A 25,468-nucleotide genomic window follows, 5' to 3' on the forward strand; every position below is an offset into this window, starting at 1 on the left:
CTCGTCCGGTTCGCGCCCCTGTTCGCTTTGAGCGCAGGGTGGCACGGTCTCCGTACAGGGCGTTCTTCCACAGGCGAACACGACGCGGGCCCCGCCCGACCCGGAGGGTCGGACGGGGCCCGTACGCGCGGAGCCCGGGGCTACCGGGTGCCTACTTGGCCTCGTCAGCCTTGGCGTCGTCGGCCTTGGCCTCGTCGGCCGCGTCCGCGGCGTCGCTCTCGGCGTCGTCCTCGACGGCCTCCAGGGCCTCACCCGCGGCGACGGCGGCGGCCTTGGCGGCCTCCTCCTCGGCGTTCTCCTGCTCGACGACGTTGCCGTCCTCGTCGGTGATCCGGGCGCCGGCCAGGACCAGGTCCATGGCCTTGCCGCGGACGACCTCGGTGAAGGCGACGCGGATCTGGTTGGACTCGACCAGGTGCTGGGCCAGCTGGTCCGGGCTCACGCCCATGCGCTGGGCCTGCTCGAAGACGTACTGGCTGAGCTCGCCCTGGTCGGCGCTCAGGTCCTCCTGGATGGCCAGCTGGTCGAGGATGAACCCGGCCTTGACCGCGGAGCGGGCGCCGGTGGTCAGCTCCTCGTCGAACTCCTCCTCGGTCTTCTCCTGCGACTCGAGGTAGGCCTCCTTGGTGAGGCCGCTCTGCGCGAGCTGCTGCTCCAGGCTCTGGCGGCGGCGGGTGATCTCCTCCTCGACGACCGCCTCGGGCAGCGGGATGTCGACGGAGTCGATCAGCTGCTCCAGGGCCTTGTCGCGGGCGGCGGAGAGCTGCTGGAGGCGGCGGACCTCGCCCATGCGGTTGCGCACGTCCGCGCGCAGCTCGTCGATGGTGTCGAACTCCGAGGCCAGCTGGGCGAACTCGTCGTCCAGCTCGGGCAGCTCCTTGACCTTCACGCTGTGCACGGTGACGGTGACGTCCGCCTCCCGGCCCTCGTGCTCACCGCCGACGAGGGTGGTGGAGAAGGTGGCCTCGCCACCGGCCTCCATGCCGCGCAGGGTCTCGTCGAGGCCCTCCAGCATGGTGTTGGTGCCGACCTCGTAGGAGTAGCCGCTGACCGCGACGTCCTCGAGCTTCTCGCCGTCGACGGCGGCGGACAGGTCGATGGACAGGTGGTCGCCGTCCTCGACGGGGCGGTCCGCGCCCACCAGGGTGGAGAAGCGCTCGCGCAGGGTGCCGATCTGCTCGTCGACCTGCTCGTCGGTCACCTCGGCGCTGTCGACGGTGACCTCGATGCCCTTGTAGTTCTCGACCTCGAACTTGGGGCGGACGTCGACCTCGGCCGTGAAGGCGAGCTCGTCGTTGTCCTCCAGCTTGGTGACCTCCACGTCGGGCTGGCCGAGCGCGAAGAGCTCCTCCTTCTGGATGGCTTCGTTGTAGAGCTCCGGAACGGCGTGGTTGACCGCTTCGCTGATCACCGCGCCGCGGCCGACGTAACGGTCGATCAGCCGCGCCGGCGCCTTGCCGGGGCGGAAGCCCTTGATCCGGACCTGCTTGGCGAGCGACTTGTAGGTCACGTCGAAAGCGTGATCGAGCTCCTCGAAGGGCACCTCGATGGTCAGCTTGACCCGGGTGGGGCTCAGCTCCTCGACATCGGTCTTCACGGGGCGGTACTCCTAGGTTTGCCGGCTGGTGTCCGCGTCGGCCCGCAGGCGCACCACACACAACGGCGAAAGGCACGCGCGCACCCCCGGGGTCTTGACGACCGCATCCAGCTGGGGTGCCCTGCGACGGGCTGGGACTTACAGTTTCCTGCTGATCGCACCAAGTCTAGGGCAGATACACAGGGGGCCACGGCGCGCGGCCGGAGCCGCTGCCACGGTGGTTTCGTCGGGGTGGCGGGATTCGAACCCGCGGCCTCATGCTCCCAAAGCATGCGCGCTAACCAAGCTGCGCTACACCCCGTGTGCCGAACCAAGGATGGCACTCCTGAGAGGTGTGTGCGACCACGGCTCCGGAGACTGTAGTCTTGTCCCCGTCGGCTCCACGAGTCTAGAGGACGCTCGAAGTCTCCGGTGCCACGCGGGCGTAGTTCAATGGTAGAACACCAGCCTTCCAAGCTGGCCATGCGAGTTCGATTCTCGTCGCCCGCTCCGCTCGGGGCGAGCTGTGTGTCAAGGACACCGGCTCGCTTCGCCATTTCCCCCGGGGGACGACCTCTTACCCTCCCCACTCTCCCTCCTTCATGCGTGATTTCGGACGTTTTCGGCATTTCGACGGGCGACTTTTCCAGTGAGGTAGCTCACATTCGCGGACCGCTCCCCCGTTCCGAAACCGAACCGAGTTCGACCGTTGTGCCCCGGGAAGGAATACCCGTCCCGAACGGATACGTTGACCTTTCGGGTGAGCCCGCAGGCGCGATCGGATCCGGGCGCCCTCAGGCCTGCCGAACGGGTGGTTGAATGACGGACACGGAAGCGACGCGGGGACCCGGCACCGCGCTGAGCGCCCACTGGTTCGAGCGTCCCGACCCCCTGGTGCGACCGGCGGTCGTCACCGGGGCCTTCGACGTCCTGCACGTCGGGCACGTCCGCTTCCTCCGCTCCATCGCCGACCGGGGGCTGCCCCTGGTGGTGGGCGTGGAGTCCGACGCGCGCGTGCACGCCTGGAAGGGCCCGGGACGCCCTGTGAACCCCGCGGAGGAGCGCGCCGAGACCGTGGCCGCCCTGGCCTGCGTCACCGGCTCGTTCGTCATCGAGGGGCCGCCCGAGGTCGCCGACTGGGCCTCCTACGCCGAGGTGCTTCGCCCCCTGGCTCCCGCCGCCCTGGCCTACACTGCCGGGGACCGCTACACCCAGGCCAAGATCCGCGGCGCCGACGCCCTCGGCGCGCAGGCCTGGGAGCTGCCCTTCACCCCCGGCCGGTCCACCACCGCGGCCCTGGGACGCCTCGCCCACTCCCTCTAGCACCGGCGCGCACGCCCCCACCCGGCCCGCCGCGACGGTCGGCGGCCCCGCCCGCCCCGTCACGCGCGCGGGCCCTTCCCCGTCCACGCGCGACCTGGGAAGCGGCGCACGCGCACCGGTGTTGACGCTTGCGTGGCGAATAGGCAAGCAGAACGAGGCTGTTCATGACAATGATGTCCGGCAGGCCCTCCTACAGGGCCCTGGTCAACGACGGGAGCGCGAAGGGGCAGTCACTGCCCCCCGGAATCACCCGACGCATCATCTCCTACGCCCGCCCGCACTGGCGGGTGATCCTGTGCTTCCTGCTGGTGACGACGGTCGGCGCCGGGATCGTGGTCGCCAACCCGCTCCTGCTCAAGGCCATCATCGACCGCGGCATCCTGCCCGGGAACACCGCGCTGGTGGTGTGGCTGGCGCTCGCCGCGGCGGGTCTGGCGGTGCTGGAGAGCGGGCTGACCCTGCTCGGCAGGTGGCTGTCCTCCCGGATCGGCGAGGGGGTCATCTACCAGCTGCGCACGCAGGTGTTCACCCACGTGCAGCGGATGCCGGTCGCCTTCTTCACCCGTACGCAGACGGGATCGCTGATCAGCCGTCTGAACACGGACGTGGTGGGCGCGCAGCGGGCGATCACCTCCGTCCTGCAGTCGGTGGTGTCCAACCTGGTGAGCGCGACCGCGGTGATCGTGACGATGATCGCCCTGTCGTGGCAGGTGACACTGATCGCGCTGGCCCTGGTCCCGCTGTTCGTCGTCCCCGCCAAGGTGATCGGACGTCGGCTGGCGCACATCTCCCGCGACGCGATGGACACCAACGCGGACATGAGCTCGCTGATGACCGAGCGGTTCAACGTCGGCGGGGCGATGCTGGTCAAGCTGTACGGGCGCCCCGAGGAGGAGTCGGCGGGGTTCGCCCGGCGCGCGGGCCGGGTCCGCGACCTGGGCGTGCGCCAGGCGGTGTTCGGCTCGCTGCTGTTCAGCATGCTGGGCCTGATCACGGCGCTGGCCATGGCGATGGTCTACGGGGTCGGCGGCGTGCTGGCGATCGGCGGGGCCTTCGAGGTGGGCACGCTGGTGGCGCTGACCACCCTGCTCGCCCGCCTGTACGGGCCGGTGACGACGCTGTCCAACGTGCACGTGGAGATCATGACCGCGCTGGTCTCCTTCGACCGGGTCTTCGAGGTGCTGGACCTGGAGCCGGGCATCAAGGAGAGCCCCGACGCCCGGGACCTGCCCGGGGGGCGTCTGGGCGTGGAGTTCGACAACGTGTCGTTCCGCTACCCGGCGGCGAGGGAGTCGTCGGTGGCGTCGCTGGAGCTGGCTCCGCAGGCGTCGGTGGACGAGGACACGCAGGTGCTGAGCGGGGTGTCGTTCCGGGCGGAGCCGGGGACGATGGTGGCCCTGGTGGGGCCGTCCGGAGCGGGCAAGACGACGCTGACGCACCTGGTGTCGCGCCTGTACGACCCGACCGAGGGCCGGGTGCTCGTCGGCGGGCTGGACCTGCGCGGGGTGACCGGCGGCTCGCTGCGCGAGGCGGTCGGCGTGGTCACCCAGGACGCGCAGCTGTTCCACGACACCGTGGGGGCGAACCTGCGGTACGCGCGGCCGGAGGCGACCGACGCCGAGCTGGAGGAGGTGCTGCGGATGGCGCGGCTGGGCGCCCTCCTGGACCAGCTGCCCAACGGGTTGGACACGATGGTCGGCGACCGGGGGTACCGGCTCTCGGGCGGTGAGAAGCAGCGGCTGGCGATCGCGCGGCTGCTGCTGAAGGCGCCTTCCGTTGTGGTGCTGGACGAGGCGACGGCCCACCTGGACTCCGGGTCCGAGGCGGCCGTGCAGGAGGCTCTGTCCGTGGCGTTGGAGGGCAGGACCTCGCTCGTGATCGCGCACCGGCTGGCGACGGTGCGTGAGGCGGACCAGATCCTGGTGCTGGAGGACGGCCGGATCCTGGAGCGGGGCACGCACGACGAGCTGCTGGACCAGGGCGGGCTGTACACCGCGCTGTACCGGACCCAGTTCGCGCCGCAGGGCCGGTAAGCGCCCGTGCCGGGGACCGGCCCGGCGGGACGGTTTCCGGCGCGTCCGGTCGGCCGCCCGCCGGGAGCCTCTCCGGCGCCGGGGCGGGGCTACCGGGGCCCGGAGTCGGTCGCCGCCGGACTAGCCGCCCTTCTTGGACTTCCTGTCCTTGGCTTTCCCGGCCTTCTTCTCGTCCTTCTCGGACTTCTTGTCCTTCTTGTTCTTCTCGGACTTCTCGTCCTTCTTCTTCCCGCCGTCCTTGCCCGGGCGGGCGGCGCCCTCGCGCCTGTCCTTCCTGCGCTCCTTCTTGGCCGCCTTGGAGTGCTTGGGCTTCTTGCGCTTTTTCGGCTTCTTGGCGTCCTTCGAGGTCACGTGGTCGGCCAGGACGGCGGGCAGCGGGGCGATGCCGGGCCCGCCCTCGAAGATCCAGTCGTCGACGGCCTCGACCAGCTTGTCCTCGGTGACCTCCCCCAGCCACACCGGGCGGCCTCCGGCGGCCCGCCCCGCCGAGGACGGCTGGACGACCACCACGTTGGCCTGGAAGCAGATGCCCAGGCACTTGCTGGTGCGGACGGGAACGCTACGGCCGGAGTGGTCGTCGATGGCCCTGAGTCGGGCGAGCTGCGCCTTGTGGTCCACCCCGGGGACCTTCTTCTTGGTACCGCAGCAGCAGCCCCGGCACACCGTGAGCTGACAGGGACGTCCTTGGGCCGTGTCCACTCTTCTCCCTTCACGCTCCCGCCGAACCCCAGGAACCGTTAGGTTCGCCTTACCTCATCAGCCTAATCCTTGGCCGAAACCGCCTGACCAGCGGGTACGCCCCCGGGGCCGGTCGCTGTCGCACCCTGGTGTCCGGGCCCGGTGACCACCACGGGACGCCAGGTCTCGGGCAGCCCCGCGCCGCCGTCCCGGCCGTTCCACCCCGGCGCCCACACGAACGGCAGTCCGGCGGCGAACAGCGGGCCCGGGCGGTCCATGAGCTGCATCCGCACCTGGGGTTCGGTGCAGGCGCCGGAGTTCCCGCAGCGGGCCACCGTCTGACCCGCCCGGACGCGGTCGCCGCGGCGGACCGCCAACGATCCGCGCTCCAGGTGTCCCAGCAGTACGTAGGCGCCGCCCACGTCGATCACCAGGTGGTTGCCGAGCGGTCCGGCCGGACCGCGCAGCTCCCGCAGGGTGTTCTCCACGACCGAGCCGAACAGCCACGGCCAGGAGTTGCGGCTGCGGTGGTCGCGCCGACGCCCGTGGGCGGTCACCACCGTCCCGTCGGCGGGCGCGTGGACGGGCTGGCCGAAGGCCGGGAAGTCTCCCGGCGGGCGGCTGAGCGGCCGCCAGCCGATGTCGGGGCGGGCGCCCGCGCCGGGTTCGGCGACCAGGCCCAGCGCGTGGGTCTGCCCGTAGGCGTGGCTGCCCTGGCTCGGCACGCTGTCCACGGGGCTGGTGAGCGCCATCCACCTGCCCCGCACGGGCGGTTCCAGCACCCGGGGCTCGCACCGCACGGTGCCCAGCCGCAGGTAGACGGCCAGCGCGGCGGCGAGCAGGACGCCGCCCACCCACCAGGAGAGGCCGAGGTAACCGGCGAGGAGGGCGAGGGTGGCCGTCCACATCAGCGGCATGCGGACCCTGGCGAGCAGCAGCGGCCATCGGGGGACGGGACGGCCGGAGGGGGCCGGGGAACGGCGCGGGGCGGGTGAGGGCATCCCCCATTGTGGACGCCCCGCCCGCCCCGCGCGAAGACGGGCCGCGTTATCTCGGGTTCTCCCCGTCCCGGCGGATCTCCCCGTCCGGCCGGGTCCGCTCGTTCTCCCGAGCGCGTTTGCGCAGGTACTCCGTCGCGGCTCCGGCGCCCTTGTCGATCCTGTCGTCGTGGGCGCCGCCGGTGGCCTTCTTGGCGGCTCTGGCGGCCTTGCCGACCAGGCCCTGGGCGTGTTCGGCGTTGTCGTCGACGGCCTTCTTCAGCCGTTTGAACGCATCTCCGGTACCGGACATGTAATCCTCCCTCGATCCGTCCTGCCCTGTCGCGATACCCGGTTCCCGCCCCGTTCATGCCGGTGGGGCGTCCGGGGCGGGGTCGGATACCAGGTCACAGGCCCAGGACCACGGTTGCGATGGAGAAGTAGATGAGCAGTCCCGTGGCGTCCACGATGGTGGTCACCATCGGTGAGGACACCACCGCCGGGTCCACGCCCACCTTGCGGGCGAACAGCGGCATGGACGAGCCGATGACCGCCGCCCACGTGCACACCGCGATCACCGAGCACGCCACCACCACGGCGACGTCCACGCCCACCAGCAGGGAGCCGATGGCCAGGGCCAGCACGGCCAGGAGGAGTCCCAGCAGCAGGCCGACCCGGGCCTCCTTCCAGATCACCGAGGGCAGGTCGCGCACACGGACCTCGCCCACGGCCAGGGCGCGCACGATCGCGGTGGCCGACTGGGCTCCGACGTTGCCGCCCGTGCCGATGAGCATCGGCACGAACAGGGCCAGGGCGGTGACCGCCTCCAGTGCCGACTCGAAGGCCTGCATCACGTTGACCGTGAGCGTGGCCGCCACGATGAGCAGCATCAGCCACACCGAGCGCGCGCCGACCAGGCGCAGCACCCCGACGGAGACGTAGTGTTCGCCGACCGGGCTCGCGCCGGACTGGAGGGCCATGTCCTCGGAGTCGGCGGCCTCGATGACCTCCAGGGCGTCGTCGAAGGTCAGCAGACCCACGAAGCGCTCCTCGGAGTCCACCACCGCCAGGGCGACCAGGTTGGCCTCCTGCATCAGGCGGGCGGCGTCCTCGACCGGTTCCGCGGCGCGCACGCGCGGCGCGAACACGTCCACGATGTCCTTGATCAGCCGTTCGTCGTCGCTGACCACCAGGTCGCCCAGGGTCACCGTCCCGACCATGCGGCGGCCGTCGCTGACCACCGGCAGGGTGTAGATGGTCTCGGCGTCGGCCCCCCGCGCCCGCACGACCTCCAGGGCGCGGCCCACCGTGAGGTCGCGGTGCAGGATGACCGTCTCGGGGGTCATGTACCGGCCGACGGAGTCCTCGGGGTAGCCCAGCAGGGCGGCGGTCATCCTGCGTTCGGAGGGGCTGAGCCCGGCCAGGGCGCGGGTGGCGATCTTGGCGGGCGCCTCACCGATGAGACGGGCCCGGTCGTCCGGGTCCATCTCCTCGAGGATCTCGTGGAAGGCCGTGTCGCGCAGCCCGAGCAGGATGGACTGCTGCTGGCCGGGGTCGAGCTCCTCGAAGACCTCCAGCTCGCGGTCCTTGTCCAGGAGCCGGAAGGGGATGATCGCCTCGCTGCCGTCCATGCGGGAGAGTTCGTCGGCGATCTCGTAGGGCCTGTGTTCGGCCAACCAGAGCCGGATACCGGTCAGATCGTTGTTCTCGACCAGATCGATCAGTTCTTCAGCGCGCTCGCCTTCTGACATGCGAAGCACCCCCTCGCATTCTTCTGCGCCCGGTGGGAAGCACCACGGGCGGCACCGGATCCTGGGAAAAGCGGTGGGCCGGTGGTTCCACGGCCCCGCTCCGGTCCCGTTGTCACTGGTGTGGTGAACCGTGCGTCGGGTGGGTCTTCCGGGGGCGGAAAGGGCGGGCACGGTGATCCGGGGACGTGTACGGTCTGACCGCCGTACGCGGGACGGGGAGCACCCCGACCATACCCGTCGGGAGGGCCTGGGAGCACACTGGCCAACTCACCAGCACGCCAGGAACCGCCCGACGGGTGGGAGCGGGACGGCCCGGGAACACACCGGACACCCCACCAGCACGCCAGGAACCGCCCGACGGGTGGGAGCGGGACGGCCCGGGAACACACCGGACACCCCACCAGCGCGCCAGGAACCGCCCGACGGGTGGGAGCGGGACGGGCCGGGAGCACACTGGCCAACTCACCAGCACGCCAGGAACCGCCCGACGGGTGGGAGCGGGACGGGCCGGGAGCACACTGGCCAACTCACCAGCACGCCAGAAACCGCCCGACGGGTGGGAGCGGGACGGCCCGGGAACACACCGGACACCCCACCAGCACGCCAGAAACCGCCCGACGGCTCAGTCCCGCCAGAGGACGACCAGGGCGCAGTCGTCGTTCTTGTCCCTGCTGAGGGTGTCCACGATCTCGTCCGCCCCGGTGGCGAAACCGCGCGGGACGAGCTGCTCGGCCGCGCCGAGGAGGCGGTCGATCCCGGCGTCGAGGTCCTCGCCCGGGGTCTCGATGAGGCCGTCGGTGCAGAGCATGATGGCGTCGCCGGGCCGGAGCCTGCCCTCGACGGAGGCGTAGGTCATCTCGGGGATGACGCCGAGGACCACGCCCTTGGCCTCGGTGGTGCTCCACAGCCCGCCGCCGCTGTCGTAGTGCAGCGCGGGCGGGTGCCCGGCGGAGGCGATCTGGTACTCGCCGGTGTCCAGGTCCACGCTCAGGTGCACGGCGGTGACGAAGCCCTCGCCACCGCTGTTGCGCATGAGGTAGTCGTTGCAGTGGGCCAGGAAGTCGCGGGTGGGGACGGCCCCGATCAGTCCGCTGAAGGCGCCGGAGAGCAGCAGGGCACGGGTTCCGGCGTCCACGCCCTTGCCGGAGACGTCCACGACGGCCACGTCCAGCCGGTTCTCCCTGCGGATGGAGACGACGAAGTCGCCGCCGAAGGACGAGCCGCCCGCCTGGCGCAGGACGGCGGTGCGCCCCCAGCCCTCGGGCAGCCGGGGCAGCCTGCCCTGGCGGCGCAGGCGGTCGCGCAGGTCCAGCAGCATCATCTCGCCGCTGAGCCCCTGGACGCCGAGGCGCTCGCGCACCCCCGACAGCAGGTAGGACAGCACCGCCGTGACGCCGATGGTGACCAGCAGGCCGGGGCCCACCTGGCCGAAGTCGAGCATGAAGGCCACGAAGACCAGGACGGCGGCGACCACGGCCAGCAGGAAGGCCAGGCTCTTGCGCTTGAGGAGGAGGCCGCCCGCGAGGACGGTGAGGATGGTGGAACTGGGCGGGAACCAGCCGGTGGGACCCCACACGGCGCCGACGCCGATGCCGACGGCCAGGGCGACGAGGGTGATCAGGACGAGCCGGTAACGGAACAGCACCTTGCGCCGGAGCACCGCGACGAGCCGCTGCGCGGTGGAGCGCAGTAGCCGGGTGGTCTTGGCGGTCGGTGTGGGCTTCATGTGTCCCCTGCGTTGCACACCCGCTCACCAGCGGGGGTTCGGTTCTCGGACGGCACGGTCGGGATGGGCGCGGGGGCCGCGTCGCCGCCGGGGGCCGGCGTACGGGGCTGTGTGGGGCACGCCCTGGCCGTGGTGGTCGGAGGTGCCGACCGGAGGGCACCGCCGCGCCGCGGGCAGCGAGGCCCGCAACTGTGCACGAACTGTAGCGCGGGGGGTGTCGCCGTGGCACGTGCAACCAGCAGTGTTCTCCGCCCAAACCGAGGATTTGGGTTCAGCCGATAACCGAGCGTGTGGATTCGGGCATCGTTCCGGCGTCCGAAAACCGTTCCGTAAGCCGGGGTGTTCATCCCTCTCGGACGCTCCCCCGCGGTCGGGCTCCCGCCGCCGGTCGGGTCCGCGCCCCGTCGGCGCGGTCCGCTTCCAGGATCCCACGGCACAGCGGCGCGGACCAGGGGCTCTCGTCCCCGGCCCGCGCCGGAGGCCGCTCAGCGCGTACGGACGCCCCCGCGCGCGGCGAAGGGCACCCGAACAAGGGAAGTGCCGCGCGTGGCGTCCGTCGAGGGCGGTGTCCCGCCCCGTCGCGGAGCGCCCCCGGCGGGCGGTGGCGGGCGACGGGCGGGCCGGAGCGAAGCGGAGGTCCCGGGCGGGCACCGCTCAGGGGAGCTGGGGAAGCTCGCCGGTCTCCTCGTAGGCCGTCAGCATCGCGATGCGGCGGGTGTGCCGTTCCTCGCCGCTGTACGGGGTGGTGAGGAAGACCTCCACGAACCGGGTGGCCTCCTGCGCGGAGTGCATCCTGGCGCCGAGGCTGAGCACGTTCGCGTCGTTGTGCTCACGCGCCAGGCGGGCGGTGTCCTCGCTCCAGGCCAGGGCCGCGCGCACGCCCCTGACCTTGTTCGCGGCGATCTGCTCGCCGTTGCCGGAGCCGCCGATGACGACGCCCAAGGAACCCTTGTCGGAGGCGGCCCCCTCGGCCGCGCGCAGCACGAAGGGCGGGTAGTCGTCAGCGGCGTCGTAGGCGGCGGGCCCGGCGTCGACGACGTCGTGGCCCTGCTCCCTCAGCCAGGAGACGAGGTGTTCTTTGAGCTCGTAGCCCGCATGATCTGATCCAAGGTAAACACGCACGGGACCAGTCTGGCAGGTCACGGCGGTGACAAGCGCAGCGCCCCGCTCGCCGGGGCGAGGCGGGGCGCGGTGGTACTCGTGTCCCTCAGATGGAGCCGGAGGCCGCAGCGGCGACGCTCAGCCCGAGAACAGCGAAGAGGGCCATCGAGCCGATGGCGATCACGTTGTAGATGACGATCGCCTTGAGGTCCTTGCCGAGAGGACCTGCCTTGGAGACCGCGGGCTTCTTGCTCAACTTCCACCTCGTTAGGGTTCGACCAGGGATATCCCGTCGGAAATTTTTCCACACCGCACAACGTGGTTCTCACCGGGGCCGATTCCGCGCGAGGAGCCGCGGGGGCCGTGAGTCCGCGCACATCCGTCGGCGGGAGCGCGCCACCGGTCCGCGCGCCGGGCCCGCGGGGCCCGGCGCGCGTGCGGCGTCACAGCTGGACGGCCTTGACCTCGCAGAACTCCTCCAGGCCGTGGGCGCCCCACTCTCGCCCGTTGCCGGAGCGCTTGTAGCCGCCGAAGGGGGCCCGGGGGTTGAGGGCGCCGCCGTTGACCTCCACCTGTCCGGCCCGCAGGCGCCGGGCCACGGCCAGGCCGCGCTCGGGGTCGCCGGACCACACCGCCGCGTTGAGCCCGTACACGGTGTCGTTGGCGATGGCGACCGCCTCCTCCTCCGTGTCGTAGGGGATCAGGACCAGCACGGGGCCGAAGATCTCCTCTCGGGCGATGCGCATGTCGTTGCTGACGTCGGCGAAGACCGTGGGGCTGACGTAGTAGCCGTTCGGGCGGCCCTCGACCGGTTCGGGGCCGCCGGTGACCAGGCGGGCGCCCTCCTCCACTCCGAGCGCGAGGTAGGAGCGGACCCGCTCCAGCTGGTCGGCGGAGACCAGCGGGCCCATGCGGGTGGCCTCGTCCGCGGGGTCGCCGGGCGCGTACTTGGCCGCGGACTCGGCGGCCAGGGCGACGGCCTCCTCGTAGGAGTCGCGGTGCACCAGCATGCGGGTGAGCGCGTTGCAGCTCTGCCCGGTGTTGCGCATGACGTCGGCGACGCCGCGCTTGACCGCCTTGACCAGGTCGGCGTCGGGAAGGATGACGTTGGGCGATTTGCCGCCCAGCTCCAGGGCGACCTTCTTGACCGTCTCCGCGGCGACCTGGCTGACCCGGGTCCCGGCGCGCGTGGAGCCGGTGAAGGACACCATGTCCACGCGGGGGTGGGCGGCGATGGCCTCTCCGACGACCGGGCCGGTGCCCGACACCAGGTTGAACACGCCCGCGGGCAGGCCCGCCTCGTGGAACACCTCGGTGAGGGCGTAGGCGCTGAGCGGGGCGACCTCGCTGGGCTTGAGGACGACGGTGTTGCCCGCCAGGAGGGCGGGGACGACCTTGAGCACGATCTGGTGGAGCGGGTAGTTCCACGGGGTGATGGCGCCGACCACGCCGACGGGCTCGCGCACGATGAGCGAGTTGCCCACCCGCTCGCCGCCGAAGTAGCGCTCGCCGGTCTCCTCGACCAGGTCGATGTAGGTCCGGAACATGAGGGCGGGCAGGCCCGCCTGGACCCTGCGGGCGAACACCGCGGGAGCGCCCATGTCCCGGGTGAGCTCCGCGGCGATGTCGTCGACGCGGGCGTCGAACAGTTCCAGGGCCTTGGTCAGGTGGGTGACGCGCTGCCCGGGCGCGAGCGCGGACCAGGCGGGCAGGGCGGCCGCCGCCGCCGCGACCGCGGCGTCGACGTCCTCCGCGGCCCCGGCCGGAACGGTGTCGATGACCTGCTCGGTCGCCGGGTTGACCACGTCCAGTGCCTCGCTGGAGGCGGAGTCGCGCCAGGCGCCGTCGATGTAGAGGGATCGCATGGCCCCACTGTCGCAGAACGCGATTCGGGTTGGCCAGCCCGGGGCGCGGGGCCGGTGCTTTCCCCGATGCCGGGGGTTTCGCGCCGCCCCCGCGGAGGGCGGCGGACCGGTGTCCCGTCGGATCAGTCCCAGTGCGGGGGGCGCTCCGCGATGAGGCGCGCGGTGGAGTCGTCGTCGGAGTCGCCCCAGCCGGGGCCCCTCTCGTCTCCGGTGGTGTCGGGCAGGATGTCGAGGTCGTCGAGGAAGTCGACCCTGCGCTCATCGTCGGGTCCGGACACGGTCCCCCGCCCCCTTCGCGTTCGTGGCGGCGGGCCCCTGCCCGCCGCCGGTGTTCGCCTCCAGTGTGCACCCGTCCGGGCGCACCGCGGCCGTCCGCCCCGTCGGGCCGGGGGCGCGCGCCCCGGCCCGGCGGTCGCGGATCAGTCGAAGACGGGTTCCCGGGTGCGGGTCCGCTTGAGTTCGAAGAACCCGTCGGTCCCGGCGACCAGGAGCACGCCGTCCCAGAGCCTGCCGGCCGCCTCGCCGCGCGGGATCGGCGTGACGACCGGTCCGAAGAAGGCGGTGTCGGCGACCCGGACCACGGGGGTGCCCACGTCCTCGCCGACCAGCTTCATCGCCTCGGCGTGCGAGGCGCGCAGGGCCTCGTCGTGGTCGGTGGACGTGCCCGCCTCGGCCAGGTCCTCGGGCAGTCCGGCCTCGGCCAGCGCGGCGCGGATCGTGTCCGCGGTGCGCGGTTCGCCGCCGTTGTGGAAGCGGGTGCCCAGGGCCGTGTAGAGGCCGCCCAGGACCTCGGGGCCGAAGCGCTGTTCGGCGGCGACGCACACCCGCACCGCCTCCCAGGACCTGTCGATGCTCTCGCGGTAGTCCTCGGGCAGTTCGCGGCCCTCGTTGAGCACGCCCAGGCTCATCACGTGCCAGCGCACGCGGACCGGCCGGACCTTCTCCACCTCGACGAGCCAGCGCGAGGTGATCCAGGCCCACGGGCACGCGGGGTCGAACCACATGTCCGCCTGGACGGTCTCCTGCCCGTCGCCGGGGTCTGGGGTCTGCGTCATCGCTGCTCCTCGTATCGGGAAAAGGTGTGCACACTTCGGGTCGTAGGAGTGCAACCCCGGCTATCGGTTGCGCATTCCGTGCCCTCGCGTGGCAGGATCGGGGCGAGTGGAAGACGACCCCCGGCCCCGACGACGCTCCACCCCAGGCGGCGGACTCGCCGTGGTCGGCAACGATCCGGCCGGCGGGGACGGCGGCCGTGGAGGGAGCGTGGCGTGGCAGGGAACCTGACACGGGACGAGGCTCGTGAGCGGGCGCGGATTCTCAGCGTCGACTCCTACGCCGTGGAGCTGGACCTGACCACCGGTGCCGAGACCTTCAGGTCCACCACCGTGATCCGGTTCTCCAGCCCGGAGCCCGGGGCGCGGACGTTCGTCGAGCTGGCCGCCCCAGCGATCCGCACGGCGACGCTGAACGGGACCGAGCTGGACGCGGCCGAACTGTTCGACGGCGAGCGCCTCGCCCTTCCCGAGGTGGCCGCGGACAACGAGCTGACGGTCGTCGCCGACGCCGTGTACATGCGCACCGGAGAGGGCCTGCACCGGTTCGTGGACCCGGTCGACGACTCGGTGTACCTGTACACCCAGTTCGAGACGGCCGACGCACACCGCATGTTCGCGTGCTTCGACCAGCCCGACCTCAAGGCCACCTTCGAGCTGACGGTGTTCGCTCCCCCCTCGTGGGAGGTCGTGTCCAACAGCGCGCCCGACGTGGAGCGCGAGGCCGCGGGCGAGGAGCGGGTGCGCTGGCACTTCCCGGCCACGCCGGTGATGTCCACCTACATCACCGCGCTGATCGCGGGCCCGTACCACGTGGTGCGCGACGAGCACGACGGCATCCCGCTGGGCCTGTACTGCCGCGCCTCGCTGGCCGAGCACCTGGACTCCGACGCCCTGTTCGAGGTCACCAAGCAGGGCTTCGACTTCTTCCACGGCCTGTTCGACCTGCGCTACCCGTTCGGCAAGTACGACCAGCTGTTCGTGCCCGAGTTCAACGCGGGCGCCATGGAGAACGCGGGCGCGGTCACGTTCCTGGAGGACTACGTCTTCCGTTCGAGGGTCACCGACGCCCGCTACGAGCGCCGCGCCGAGACGATCCTGCACGAGATGGCGCACATGTGGTTCGGCGACCTGGTCACCATGCGCTGGTGGGACGACCTGTGGCTGAACGAGTCGTTCGCGACCTACGCCAGCGTGTACTGCCAGGCCAACGCCACCAAGTGGACCGACGCCTGGACGACGTTCGCGAACGTGGAGAAGAGCTGGGCGCTGCGCCAGGACCAGCTGCCCTCCACCCACCCGGTCGCCGCCGACATGGTCGACATCCAGGCGGTCGAGGTCAACTTCGACGGCATCACCTACGCCAAGGGCGCCTCGGTGCTCAAGCAGCTCGCGGCGTACGTGGGCGTGGACGCGTTCTTCGCGGGCGTGCGCGCCTACTTCAAGGAGAACGCGTTCGGCAACACCGAGCTGCGGGACCTGCTCAAGCACCTGGAGGCCGCCTCGGGCCGCGACCTGTCGGGCTGGTCGCGCGACTGGCTGGAGACCACGGGCGTCAACACGATGCGTCCGGAGTTCGAGGTGGACGCCGAGGGCCGCTTCACCTCGTTCACCGTGCTCCAGGAGGCACCGGCCGACCACCCCACGCTGCGCTCGCACCGGCTGGCGATCGGTCTGTACGACCGCACCGACGAGGGCGTCGTGCGCCGCGAGCGCGTGGAGCTGGACGTGCGCGGCGAGCGCACCGAGGTGCCGGAGCTGGTCGGCAGAGCCCGGCCGGACCTGGTGCTGATCAACGACGACGACCTGACCTTCACCAAGGTCCGCTTGGACGAGCGCTCCCTGCGCACCGTGGTGGAGGGCGTCGGCGAGATCCGCGAGTCCCTGCCCCGCGCGCTGGCCTTCGGCGCCGCCTGGGACATGACCCGCGACGGCGAGATGGCCGCCCGCGACTACGTCTCCCTGGTCATCTCCGGGATCAGCGGCGTGAACGACGTCATGGTCGCCCAGACCCTGCTGCGCCAGGCCAACTCGGCCCTGCACATGTACGCCGACCCGGCGTGGCGCCCGTTCGGCTTCGAGCAGCTCTCCGAGCGGCTGCGCGAGCTGCTGACCGCGGCCGAGCCGGGCGGCGACCTGCAGCTGGCCTACGCCAACGCGCTGGCCGCCTCGGCGGTGAGCGACGCCCACCTGTCCCTGGTCCGGGGCCTGCTGGACGGCGCGATCACCGTGGACGGGCTGGTCGTGGACACCGACCTGCGGTGGACGCTGCTGCGCCGCCTGGTCGCGACGGGCAAGGCCGGGGAGGCGGAGATCGCCGCCGAGCTGGAGCGCGACGCCACGGCGGCCGGGCAGCGCAACGCCGCCGGGGCCCGCGCCGCGATCCCCACCGCCGGGGCCAAGGCCGCGGCGTGGGAGCGGATCGTGGGCGAGGAGCTGGCCAACGCCGAGTTCCGCGCGGTCCTGCTGGGCTTCACCGAGCCGGGCCAGGCCGAGCTGTACCGGCCGTACGTGGAGAGGTACTTCGCGCAGCTGGGCCCGGCCTGGGAGAAGTGGACGGGCGAGTTCGCGCAGACCTTCGCCGAGGTGGTGTACCCGAGCGGCCTGGTGGAGGAGGCGACGCTGGAGCGCACGGACGCCTACATCGCCGGGTCCGACCCGGCCCCGGCGCTGCGCCGCCTGCTGGTCGAGGGCCGCGCGGGGGTGGAGCGGGCCCTGCGCGCCCGGGCCACCGACATCGCCGCGGGCGAGCGTCAGGAGTAGGACGCGGGGACCGCGTGCCCGCTCCGCCGTCGCAGGCGGGGCGGGCGCGCGTGCGCCGGGCCCCGCCGCGCGCCGTGGCCCCGGGCCGGCCCCGGGATTCGAGCACGGCACGGGGTCGGACGCGGGTCGGGCCCCTCGCGTCGCACCGGCGACGGTTCCGGCCGACTTGCTAGGGGGCGTGGTCCCGCCGGCCGACCGGCCCGAGGGTGCGGCGGATGCGCGCCACCATGCGCGGGTCGGCGAGCAGTTCGTCCACCAGGACCGGCTCGCCCTCGCCGCTGGTGAGCGGGATTCGCCAGTTCGGGTACTCGTCGCTGGTGCCGGGCTGGTTCTGCATGCGCCGCTCCCCCACCACGTCGGTGAGCGCGATTCCGATCATGCGGGCGGGGGTGGCCACCAGGTAGGCGTGCATGGCCGCCACCACGGCGGCCGGGTCGGCCACCGGGTCCACGTCGTCGTCGAGCAGGCCCAGGTCCACCAGGAGCTCGCGCCAGCGCTCCACGCGCGACTCGGCGTCGGCGCGCTCCTCCTCCACGGGGCGGCCGAGCAGGCCCAGCCGGTCGCGCAGCTCCACGTGCTCGGTGGACAGGAACGAAGCCACCGGCGGCAGGTCGTGGGTGGCCACCGTGGCCAGGCAGTCCGCGCGCCACTCCCCCGGCGGGCGCGGGCGGCCGTCGGCGTCCTGCTCGAACCACAGCACGGAGGTGCCCAGGACCCCGCGGTCGGCGAGGTGCTCGCGCACCCACGGCTCCACGGTGCCCAGGTCCTCCCCGACCACGACGGCGTCCGCCCGGTGGGCGGCCAGGGCGAGCGTGCCCACCATGCCCTCGTGGTCGAACCTGACGTAGGTGCCCTCGTCCGCGGAGGCGCCCTCGGGCACGCACCAGAGCCGGAACATGCCCATGACGTGGTCGATGCGGACCCCGCCCGCGTAGCGGAACGTCTGGGCCAGGATCTGGCGGAACGGTTCGTAGCCGCGCCCGGCCAGGCGCCGGGGGTGCCAGGGCGGCTGGCCCCAGTCCTGCCCCTGCCGGTTGAACTCGTCCGGGGGCGCCCCCACGTGCAGGCCGGGCACGAGCGCGTCCCCGTACATCCACGCGTCCGCGCCGCCCGCCTGCACCCCGATGGCCAGGTCGTGCACGATGCCGACGGCCATCCCGCCGGTCTCGGCGGTGGTCTGCGCCTGGGAGAGCTGCTCGTCGAGGATCCACTGGAGCCAGCGGTGGAACTCCACGGCGGGCCACCGGCGCAGGGCCTCCTCCCCGACGTCGCGGCCGTGGACCCCGCGCAGCCCCTGCGGCCAGGTCCGGTAGTCGGTGCCGTGCCGCTCGGCCAGGGCCGACCAGGTGGCGAACTCGACCAGCGGTCGGCCCTCGCGTTCGAGGTAGGCGCGCAGGGACGCCTCACGGCCGGGGGCGCGGGGAGCCTCGAAGAGCACCTCCAGGGCGGCGCGCTTGGCCCTCCACACGGAGTCGCGGTCGAGGAGGTCGGCGGTGCGGCCGCGTTCGCGCAGCGGCCGGGCCAGGCGCTGGATGCCCTCGCGCTGGGCGGGGTCGAGCCGGGCGTACTCGGGCACGTCCTCGATGCGGATGTAGAGGGGACTGGCGTAGCGGCGGCTGACCGGCAGGTAGGGCGAGGGCTCCACCGGGGGCAGCGGCTCGGTGGCGTGCACCGGGTTGATCAGGGCGAAGTCGGCGCCCAGGTCGCGCGCGCTCCAGTCAGCCAGCTCGGCGAGGTCGCGCAGGTCGCCGGTGCCCCAGGAGGCGCGGGAGCGCACGCTGTAGACCTGCGCCATGACGCCCCACAGGCGCGGGTGGTCCCTGAGCGCGCTGGGTTCGATGCGGTCGGGGGCCACGAGCAGGGGCGCGGTGTGCTCGGCGGCGCCGTCGGTGACGCGCAGGGTGTGCACGCCCAGCGGCAGTCCGGGGCCGAAGGGCAGCAGGGAGCCGCCGGAGGTCTCGACGACGCTGTGCGACCCCTCGGGGAGCACGAGGTCGGGCGCCTTGCCCTCGCGGACGACCACCGCGGGCGGCAGCGGGTCCGGCGCCGCCCCGGCGTCCGGGGCCGCCGGGTCCACGCCCAGGGCCGCCAGGACATGGCGGATGGTGTCGGGACTGACCGGGACCCTGCGCCCCCGCCAGTCCTCGTAGGTCGTCGCGACTCCGTGCTGCTCTGCCAACCGTGCCAGCTGAACGTCCCTCACAGAATCCGATCATGCCCTACCAGGGGCTCCGTACACCGGAGGCCGTTCCGGCGTGGGACCAGAACGTGTCCCGGGTGCGGGCCGATAACGGCTCCCCGCGCGGCGCTTCCGGACTGTCCAGCACGTACAAACGGATGCTCTGCACAGACCGTCAAATCGATCGCCCCGTGTCCTGGACATCTGCATAATCGGGATGTGCTCGCGAACTACCGACGGCTCTTCGCCGTCCCCCACGTCCTTCCCCTGCTGGCCTGGTCCCTGGCCGCGCGCTTCTACATGCCGGGGCTGATGATCGCGGTCACCTTCCTGGTGGAGGGGTGGACCGGCTCCTACACCCTGGCCGGGCTGGTCGCGGGCGCCTTCACCCTGGGCATCGCGCTGGTGGGACCGCTGCGCGGGCGGATGGCCGACCGGGGCGGGACCGACCGGCTGGTGCTGGTGTGCGGCGTGGTGTTCAGCGCGGGGCTGCTGGGCCTGGTCCTGCTGCCCGAGCGGCTGTGGTGGCTCTCACTACCGCTGGCGCTGGGCACCGGGCTGTTCGGCTCCCCGGCCAACCAGATCGTGCGGGCGCTGTGGCCGCGGCTGACGCGGGGCCCCGAACGGCAGGCGATCTACGCGGCCGAGGCGACCACGCAGGAGCTGCTCTTCGTCTTCTCCCCGATCATGACCGCGGGCGTGGTGGCCTTCGCCGGTGCCCGCTGGGCGCTGGTGCTGCTGTCGGTGGTGGCGCTGCTCGGCTCGGCCGGGTTCGCGCTCGGGCTGCGCCGGGCCGGGGTGACCGGTCCCGCGCCGACCGGGGAGGGAGCCGGTGAGGAGCCGCCCGGTCCGCGCCGGAGTCTGCTGCGCAGCCCGGCGCTGGTGGCGCTGTTCCTCATGTGCCTGCTGATGGTCAGCGGGATCATGGGCGTGGATCTGGTGATCGTGGCGTGGGCCAACGAGCTCGGCGCCCCGCAGTACGTGATGGTGCTGGCGTCGGTGTGGGCGCTGGGGTCGCTGGTGGGCGGGGCCATCGCGGGCGCGCTGCGCGGCCGTCCCCACCTGGTGCGCCGCTGCTTCGGCTCGGCTCTGGGCGTGGCGGTGCTGGTGCCGTTCGTGCCGCCGATCGCGCAGTTGCCGACTCCGCTGCTGGTCACACCGCTGCTGTTCCTGTCCGGTATGGCGCTGGCGCCGACCCTGGCCGCGGTCATGGGCCGTCTGGGCGACCTGGCCCCCGCGCGGCGGCGGGCCGAGGCCTTCGGGTGGATGTCCACAGCGCTGGGCGTGGGCGGGGCGGTGGCCGGTCCGCTGTCCGGCGGCCTGATCGACCTCATGGGTATCGCGGGCGGTGTGCTGGGCGCGGCGGTGCTGGTGCTGGTGTCGGCGCTGCTGAGCCTGTTCGTGCCCGAGCCGCCTCCCGAGGCCGCCGAGGAGGCGGACGGCCTCGACCCGGAGGAGGTCGGGGGGAGCGTGCTGGAGGCCCCGCCGGTGCACGGTGCCGCGGCGGGTGCCGAGGCCGCGTCCGACGATCCCCGCTGAGGCGCGGGCCGCCGGAAGCGCGTGCTCCGCGCTGGTCCCCCACCGGGGCCGCCGTCGGCGCCTGTGGCGGGGACCACCGGGTGGGCGGTCCCGGCCGTCGCAGCGGCGTCCGGTCAGCCGGTGCGCAGCGGCGGGACGCGGTGGGCCCAGGGGCGCGCGCGTTCGAGCTGCGCCGACAGCGACAACAGGGTTCCCTCGCCGCCCATGCGGCCGGTGAGCATGACGCCGATCGGCAGCCCCTCCGGCGACCAGTGCAGGGGGACGCTGACCGAGGGCTGTCCCGAGACGTTGTAGACCGAGGTGAACGGCGCGAACGCGGTCATCCGGCGGAACTCCTCCTCGGGTCCGTCGCCGGTGAAGTGCCCCAGCGGGACCGGAGGCGCGGCCAGCACGGGCGAGAGCACCGCGTCGAGGTGTCCGGTCGCGGCGACGAGGGAGCGGACGCCGCGCTGGAGGCGGGCGCAGGCGGCGATGTAGTCGGGCACGGGCGTGGCGCGGGCCCGCTCGCGCAGCCACTGGTTGAGGGGGCTCAGTTCGGCCTCGCGGGCGGGGTCGACCGGCGTGGCCGAGGCCATCGCCGCCCAGACCACCCCGAAGTCCGCCATGAAGGATCCGCCGAAGTGGGCGTCCCCGGGGGCGGGAACCTCCTCCACCTCGTGTCCCAGGTCGGTCAGGAGGCGGACGGCCTCCTCGTGGGCGGCCAGCACGTGGGGGTGCACGGGGATCCGGGCGGAGCCGGTGGTGGTGTGGCAGCCGATGCGCAGGCGCCCGGGTTCGCGGCCCGCGTGGTCGGCGAAGGTCTCGCCGGGCGGCAGGGGCGGGGCGGTGAAGTGGTCGCCCGGTCCGGAGAAGGCCATGGCGTCCAGCAGGAGGGCGGCGTCCCGGACGTCCCGGGTGAGGGGTCCGGCGGTGGACAGGCCGGCGAGGTCGGGCTTGAGGGGCGCGCCGGAGATCCGGCCGCGGGTGGGCTTGAGGCCGAAGAGCCCGCACGCGCTGGCGGGGATGCGGATCGAGCCGCCGCCGTCGCTGCCCTGGGCCACGGGGGCGAGTCCGGCGGCGACGGCCGCCGCGGCGCCTCCGCTGGAGCCGCCCGGGGACAGGTCGGTGTTCCAGGGGTTGCGGGAGGGCGGGGCGACGGCGTTCTCGGTGTAGCAGCTCGACCCGAACTCGGGGGTGTTGGTCTTTCCCGGCAGGACCGCGCCCGCGGCGCGCATCCGGGCGACCGTGCCGGAGTCGGTCGGGGCGACGGCGTCGCGGAAGACCGGTGACCCCTGGGTGAGGCGGACCCCGGCCACCGGGTCGAGGTCCTTGACGGGCACGGGGAGCCCGAGGAGCGGCGGCAGGGCCTCTGGCGTGTCGGCCATCACCCGGTTCTGCGCGTAACGGGCTTGTTCGAGCGCCTTTTCCGGGGTGACCGTAATGTACGCGCCGACGAGGTGGTCATACCTCTCGGTGCGGTCCAGGAAGTGCTCAGTGATCTCAGTAGGCGACAGCTCACGACTGCGGACCATCGCGAGGAGCCGATGGGCCGGAAGGTCATGGATCTGGGTCATGGCGAGTCAGGTTAGCGGGCACACCGCAGGGCACCACCGTGAGGAGGACTCGACTTCTCCAGAGAGACCGACCGAAGGGTAAGCATTCCCTGTCCCGAGGCGGCCGACACGCTTGGGCGCCGAGGAACGGGGTTAGAAAAGTGTGAGAAGTAATGCACTAGGACTCGGATATGGATCGAACTAACCTGTCCGACGTGAAATCGGCTACCAGAGTGAACGGCTCCACTCCATCGTCCGGGGGATCGGACCCCGAAAGGCCCGAATCCCTCTTTTTCCCCAACCAGAGAAAGAAGAAGGAGACCTCGGGCGGCAAGGCGGTCTACGGCGCCCTGCGCTCCAACCGCTCCGTCCGCAGGTGGATGGTACGCGGCGGCGGCGCCGCCGTGGTGGCCGTCCTGGTCGGCCTGCTCACCTCCGACTGGCGGACCGGCGTCACCTTCGGCGTCCTCACCCTGGCCGGGGTCATGGTGTACTCCTCCCGGCGCGAGTCGGAGATCCCGCGCTGGCGCAAGCCCTCGGCGGCCCAGCGCAAGACCGAAGCGCAGCTCAAGGTGATGAAGCAGGTCGGCTACCGCGTCCTGCACGCGCGCGCGGTGCCCGGCGGCAACGGCCAGATCGACCACTTCATCGTGGGTCGGCGGGGCGCGTTCGCCATCGACTCCGAGTCGTGGGACAAGCGGCTGCCGCTGCGCAACAAGCTGGAGAAGCTCTACCACGGGCGGTTCAGCAAGAACGAGCGCATCGACGAGGCCCTGGAGGAGGCCAAGCGGGCGCAGGACCTGATCAGCTCCGAACTGGGGCGCGAGATCAAGGTGCGCGCGTCGCTGGCCATCTACGGTCCCGGCATGCCCTGGGACAGCCACCGGCTGCGGGGCGTGGACATCATCACCGGCACCAAGGTCCGCAAGTGGCTGCGCAGCGGCCGGGACCGCCTGACCGAGAAGGAGATCGAGGAGATCTACCAGGCCGCGATGAAGGCCCTGCCGCCCAGGTACTGAGACGCCCCCACCCCCCTGACACCACCCCGGCCCGGGACGGACCACAGCGCCGTGGCACCCGGGCCCTTCCCGTGTCCAGGGGCTTTTCCGCGTCCCCACCACGGCCGCGGCCCGGCCCCCGACCGGCCGCCCCACCACCGGCGTCTCACGATCCGGATAGCCCGTCTTCCACTCCGAGACCAGAGCGGTGCGACGAAGGACTACCATCGAAGGGAAACACCCGTAACGATGGGAGCCCACCCCATGCCAGCCCTACGCTCACGCACCGTCACCCACGGCAGGAACATGGCCGGCGCGCGCGCCCTCATGCGCGCCACCGGTGTGGAGCGCGAGGACTTCGGCAAACCCATCGTGGCCGTGGCCAACAGCTTCACCGAGTTCGTCCCGGGCCACGTCCACCTGCGCGAGGTGGCCGAGGTCGTCGCGAACGCCGTCCGCGAGGCGGGCGGCGTCCCCCGCGAGTTCAACTCCATCGCCGTGGACGACGGCATCGCCATGGGCCACGGCGGCATGCTCTACTCCCTGCCCAGCCGCGAGCTGATCGCCGACTCGGTCGAGTACATGGTCAACGCGCACTGCGCCGACGCCCTGGTGTGCGTGTCCAACTGCGACAAGATCACCCCGGGCATGCTGCTGGCCGCGCTGCGCCTGAACATCCCCACGGTGTTCGTCTCCGGCGGCCCTATGGAGGCGGGCAAGGTCACGGTGGTCGACGGCACCGCCACCACCGTGCGCAAGCTGGACCTGATCAACCCCATGATCGCCGCCGCCGACGAGAGCGTCTCCCAGGCCGAGCTGGACGAGATGGAGGAGGCCGCCTGCCCGACCTGCGGCTCCTGCTCGGGCATGTTCACCGCCAACTCGATGAACTGCCTCACCGAGGCGATCGGCCTGGCCCTGCCCGGCAACGGCACCGTGCTGGCCACCCACACCGCCCGCCGCGCCCTGTACGAGGACGCCGGACGCCTGGTCGTGGAGGCAGCCAAGCGCTACTACGAGGACGACGACTCCTCCGTCCTGCCGCTGTCCATCGCCACCCCCGAGGCCTTCGGCAACGCCATGGCCCTGGACGTGGCCATGGGCGGCTCCACCAACACGATCCTGCACCTGCTGGCCGCGGCCACGGAGGCGGGCGTCGGCTTCGGCCTGCCGGAGATCGACGCGGTCTCGCGCCGGGTGCCGTGCCTGTGCAAGGTCGCGCCGAACACCGAGAAGTACCACATCGAGGACGTGCACCGGGCGGGCGGCATCCCCTCCATCCTGGGCGAGCTGGCCCGAGGCGGCCTGCTGGACACCTCCCTGCCCACGGTGCACGGCAAGACGGTCGGCGAGTTCATCGCCGAGTGGGACATCGTCTCCGACACCGTCTCGCCCGAGGCCGTGGAGCTGTTCCACGCCGCCCCCGGCGGCAAGCGCACCACGAAGGCCTACTCGCAGGACACCCGCTGGGACACCCTGGACACCGACCGGGAGAAGGGCTGCATCCGCTCCGTCGAGCACGCCTACACCAAGGACGGCGGCCTGGCGGTGCTGTTCGGCAACCTCGCCCCCGACGGCGCGATCGTCAAGACCGCGGGTGTGGAGGAGGAGCTGTGGACCTTCTCCGGACCGGCCAAGGTGTTCGAGTCCCAGGAGGACGCCGTGGACGGCATCCTCAACAAGCGGATCGAGCCCGGTGACGTGGTGGTCATCCGCTATGAGGGCCCCAAGGGCGGCCCGGGCATGCAGGAGATGCTGTACCCGACGAGCTTCCTCAAGGGCCGCGGCCTGGGCAAGGCCTGCGCCCTCATCACCGACGGCCGCTTCTCCGGCGGCACGTCGGGGCTGTCCATCGGCCACGCCTCCCCCGAGGCCGCCGCGGGCGGTGACATCGCGCTGGTGGAGGACGGCGACATCGTCAGCATCGACATCCCCAACCGGGGCATCGTGCTGGAGGTCTCCGCGGAGGAGCTCGACGCGCGCCGCGAGCGCCTGCTCAAGGAGCTGGGCCGCTTCAGGCCGCGCGACCGGCAGCGACCGGTGACCGCGGCGCTGCGCGCCTACGCGGCCATGGCGACCTCGGCCTCGACCGGCGCCGCGCGCGACGTGTCCCAGGTCGAGAGGTAGCGGACCCGGAGGTGGGGGCGGTGCGACCGCCCCCACCCTCAGGAGCAGCAGCCGCCCCCGCAGCACCCTCCACCGGAGGGCGCGGGGGCGGACGCGCGTCCGCCCACCGCCACGGTGGACAGCAGCCGGACCGTGTCGCCGTGCCCCTGGGGGCAGGTCGCCGGGTCGCCGGCCCGCGCCATCGGACGGGAGAGCTCGAAGGTGTCGCCGCACTCGCGGCAGCGGAAGTCGTATCTGGGCATGCGGTC

General features: G+C 72.4%; 20 protein-coding genes and 2 tRNA genes. 7 read left to right on the plus strand and 15 right to left on the minus strand.

Annotated elements, in window-relative coordinates; genetic code table 11:
- Nucleotides 1-151: 151 nt before the first annotated feature.
- Nucleotides 152-1,597 (minus strand): trigger factor, encoded by a 1,446-nt coding sequence (tig, locus tag AC0VX6_RS21045; protein WP_475465724.1) that lies wholly within the window; start codon nt 1,595-1,597, stop codon nt 152-154.
- Between the two features lie 226 nt (nt 1,598-1,823).
- A tRNA-Pro gene (locus AC0VX6_RS21050) sits at nt 1,824-1,898 on the minus strand.
- Between the two features lie 117 nt (nt 1,899-2,015).
- Between AC0VX6_RS21050 and AC0VX6_RS21055 the strand changes: the two genes are divergently transcribed.
- From AC0VX6_RS21055 to AC0VX6_RS21065, 3 genes are all read left to right on the plus strand, one after another.
- Nucleotides 2,016-2,086: transfer RNA gene (locus tag AC0VX6_RS21055), tRNA-Gly, on the plus strand.
- Nucleotides 2,087-2,395: 309 nt separating this feature from the next.
- Complete coding sequence (locus tag AC0VX6_RS21060) at nt 2,396-2,899, plus strand: adenylyltransferase/cytidyltransferase family protein (protein WP_212643229.1); 504 nt, start codon at nt 2,396-2,398, stop codon at nt 2,897-2,899.
- A gap of 170 nt (nt 2,900-3,069) precedes the next feature.
- Nucleotides 3,070-4,932, plus strand: a complete 1,863-nt coding sequence (locus tag AC0VX6_RS21065) for an ABC transporter ATP-binding protein (RefSeq protein WP_475469409.1) — start codon at nt 3,070-3,072, stop codon at nt 4,930-4,932.
- A 120-nt stretch (nt 4,933-5,052) separates the two neighbouring features.
- On the opposite strand, the gene AC0VX6_RS21070 is transcribed toward AC0VX6_RS21065, so the two are convergent.
- The 10 genes from AC0VX6_RS21070 to AC0VX6_RS21115 all read right to left on the minus strand — a co-directional run bounded on the left by AC0VX6_RS21070 (nt 5,053) and on the right by AC0VX6_RS21115 (nt 14,085).
- Nucleotides 5,053-5,550 (minus strand): (2Fe-2S) ferredoxin domain-containing protein, encoded by a 498-nt coding sequence (locus tag AC0VX6_RS21070; RefSeq protein ID WP_475465727.1) that lies wholly within the window; start codon nt 5,548-5,550, stop codon nt 5,053-5,055.
- Between the two features lie 143 nt (nt 5,551-5,693).
- Nucleotides 5,694-6,611, minus strand: a complete 918-nt coding sequence (locus AC0VX6_RS21075) for a M23 family metallopeptidase (protein WP_475465728.1) — start codon at nt 6,609-6,611, stop codon at nt 5,694-5,696.
- 46 nt (nt 6,612-6,657) lie between these two features.
- Nucleotides 6,658-6,900 (minus strand): Rv0909 family putative TA system antitoxin, encoded by a 243-nt coding sequence (locus AC0VX6_RS21080; protein WP_274974307.1) that lies wholly within the window; start codon nt 6,898-6,900, stop codon nt 6,658-6,660.
- 94 nt (nt 6,901-6,994) lie between these two features.
- On the minus strand, nt 6,995-8,338 hold the full coding sequence (mgtE, locus tag AC0VX6_RS21085; RefSeq protein ID WP_274974308.1) for a magnesium transporter: 1,344 nt from the start codon (nt 8,336-8,338) through the stop codon (nt 6,995-6,997).
- Nucleotides 8,339-8,960: 622 nt separating this feature from the next.
- On the minus strand, nt 8,961-10,064 hold the full coding sequence (locus tag AC0VX6_RS21090; RefSeq protein ID WP_274974309.1) for a PP2C family protein-serine/threonine phosphatase: 1,104 nt from the start codon (nt 10,062-10,064) through the stop codon (nt 8,961-8,963).
- Nucleotides 10,065-10,718: 654 nt separating this feature from the next.
- Entirely contained in the window at nt 10,719-11,186 is a 468-nt protein-coding gene (locus AC0VX6_RS21095) for a ribose-5-phosphate isomerase (protein ID WP_274974310.1), read from the minus strand.
- 85 nt (nt 11,187-11,271) lie between these two features.
- Nucleotides 11,272-11,421 carry a hypothetical protein gene (locus tag AC0VX6_RS21100; RefSeq protein ID WP_165435955.1) on the minus strand — a complete coding sequence of 50 codons (150 nt, stop codon included), beginning with the start codon at nt 11,419-11,421 and terminating at the stop codon, nt 11,272-11,274.
- A gap of 187 nt (nt 11,422-11,608) precedes the next feature.
- The gene (locus AC0VX6_RS21105; protein ID WP_475465732.1) at nt 11,609-13,030 is read right to left on the minus strand and encodes an aldehyde dehydrogenase family protein; all 1,422 of its coding nucleotides are present in this window, start codon (nt 13,028-13,030) and stop codon (nt 11,609-11,611) included.
- Nucleotides 13,031-13,152: 122 nt separating this feature from the next.
- Nucleotides 13,153-13,308 (minus strand): hypothetical protein, encoded by a 156-nt coding sequence (locus AC0VX6_RS21110; RefSeq protein WP_274974312.1) that lies wholly within the window; start codon nt 13,306-13,308, stop codon nt 13,153-13,155.
- A 141-nt stretch (nt 13,309-13,449) separates the two neighbouring features.
- The gene (locus AC0VX6_RS21115; protein ID WP_475465734.1) at nt 13,450-14,085 is read right to left on the minus strand and encodes a mycothiol-dependent nitroreductase Rv2466c family protein; all 636 of its coding nucleotides are present in this window, start codon (nt 14,083-14,085) and stop codon (nt 13,450-13,452) included.
- Between the two features lie 213 nt (nt 14,086-14,298).
- Between AC0VX6_RS21115 and pepN the strand changes: the two genes are divergently transcribed.
- Nucleotides 14,299-16,845, plus strand: a complete 2,547-nt coding sequence (gene pepN / locus AC0VX6_RS21120) for an aminopeptidase N (protein WP_274974314.1) — start codon at nt 14,299-14,301, stop codon at nt 16,843-16,845.
- A 169-nt stretch (nt 16,846-17,014) separates the two neighbouring features.
- Here pepN and malQ read toward each other — a convergent pair whose 3' ends face one another.
- Nucleotides 17,015-19,048: a 4-alpha-glucanotransferase gene (gene malQ / locus AC0VX6_RS21125; protein WP_274974315.1), complete on the minus strand. Its 2,034-nt coding sequence runs from the start codon at nt 19,046-19,048 to the stop codon at nt 17,015-17,017.
- A gap of 195 nt (nt 19,049-19,243) precedes the next feature.
- Between malQ and AC0VX6_RS21130 the strand changes: the two genes are divergently transcribed.
- Nucleotides 19,244-20,563: an MFS transporter gene (locus AC0VX6_RS21130; protein WP_475465737.1), complete on the plus strand. Its 1,320-nt coding sequence runs from the start codon at nt 19,244-19,246 to the stop codon at nt 20,561-20,563.
- A 113-nt stretch (nt 20,564-20,676) separates the two neighbouring features.
- Here the strand turns inward: AC0VX6_RS21130 and AC0VX6_RS21135 are convergent, their stop codons facing one another.
- Nucleotides 20,677-22,116 (minus strand): amidase, encoded by a 1,440-nt coding sequence (locus AC0VX6_RS21135; protein ID WP_274974317.1) that lies wholly within the window; start codon nt 22,114-22,116, stop codon nt 20,677-20,679.
- Nucleotides 22,117-22,328: 212 nt separating this feature from the next.
- Between AC0VX6_RS21135 and AC0VX6_RS21140 the strand changes: the two genes are divergently transcribed.
- Both AC0VX6_RS21140 and ilvD read left to right on the plus strand, forming a co-directional pair.
- Nucleotides 22,329-23,114 (plus strand): nuclease-related domain-containing protein, encoded by a 786-nt coding sequence (locus AC0VX6_RS21140; RefSeq protein WP_274978209.1) that lies wholly within the window; start codon nt 22,329-22,331, stop codon nt 23,112-23,114.
- A 243-nt stretch (nt 23,115-23,357) separates the two neighbouring features.
- The gene (gene ilvD, locus AC0VX6_RS21145; protein ID WP_274974318.1) at nt 23,358-25,220 is read left to right on the plus strand and encodes a dihydroxy-acid dehydratase; all 1,863 of its coding nucleotides are present in this window, start codon (nt 23,358-23,360) and stop codon (nt 25,218-25,220) included.
- A 38-nt stretch (nt 25,221-25,258) separates the two neighbouring features.
- On the opposite strand, the gene AC0VX6_RS21150 is transcribed toward ilvD, so the two are convergent.
- A complete protein-coding gene (locus tag AC0VX6_RS21150; RefSeq protein WP_017566030.1) occupies nt 25,259-25,462 on the minus strand; it encodes an FmdB family zinc ribbon protein in 204 nt (67 codons plus the stop codon).
- Between the last annotated feature and the right edge of the window lie 6 nt (nt 25,463-25,468).

Source organism: Nocardiopsis sp. iso_25 (assembly GCF_056173305.1).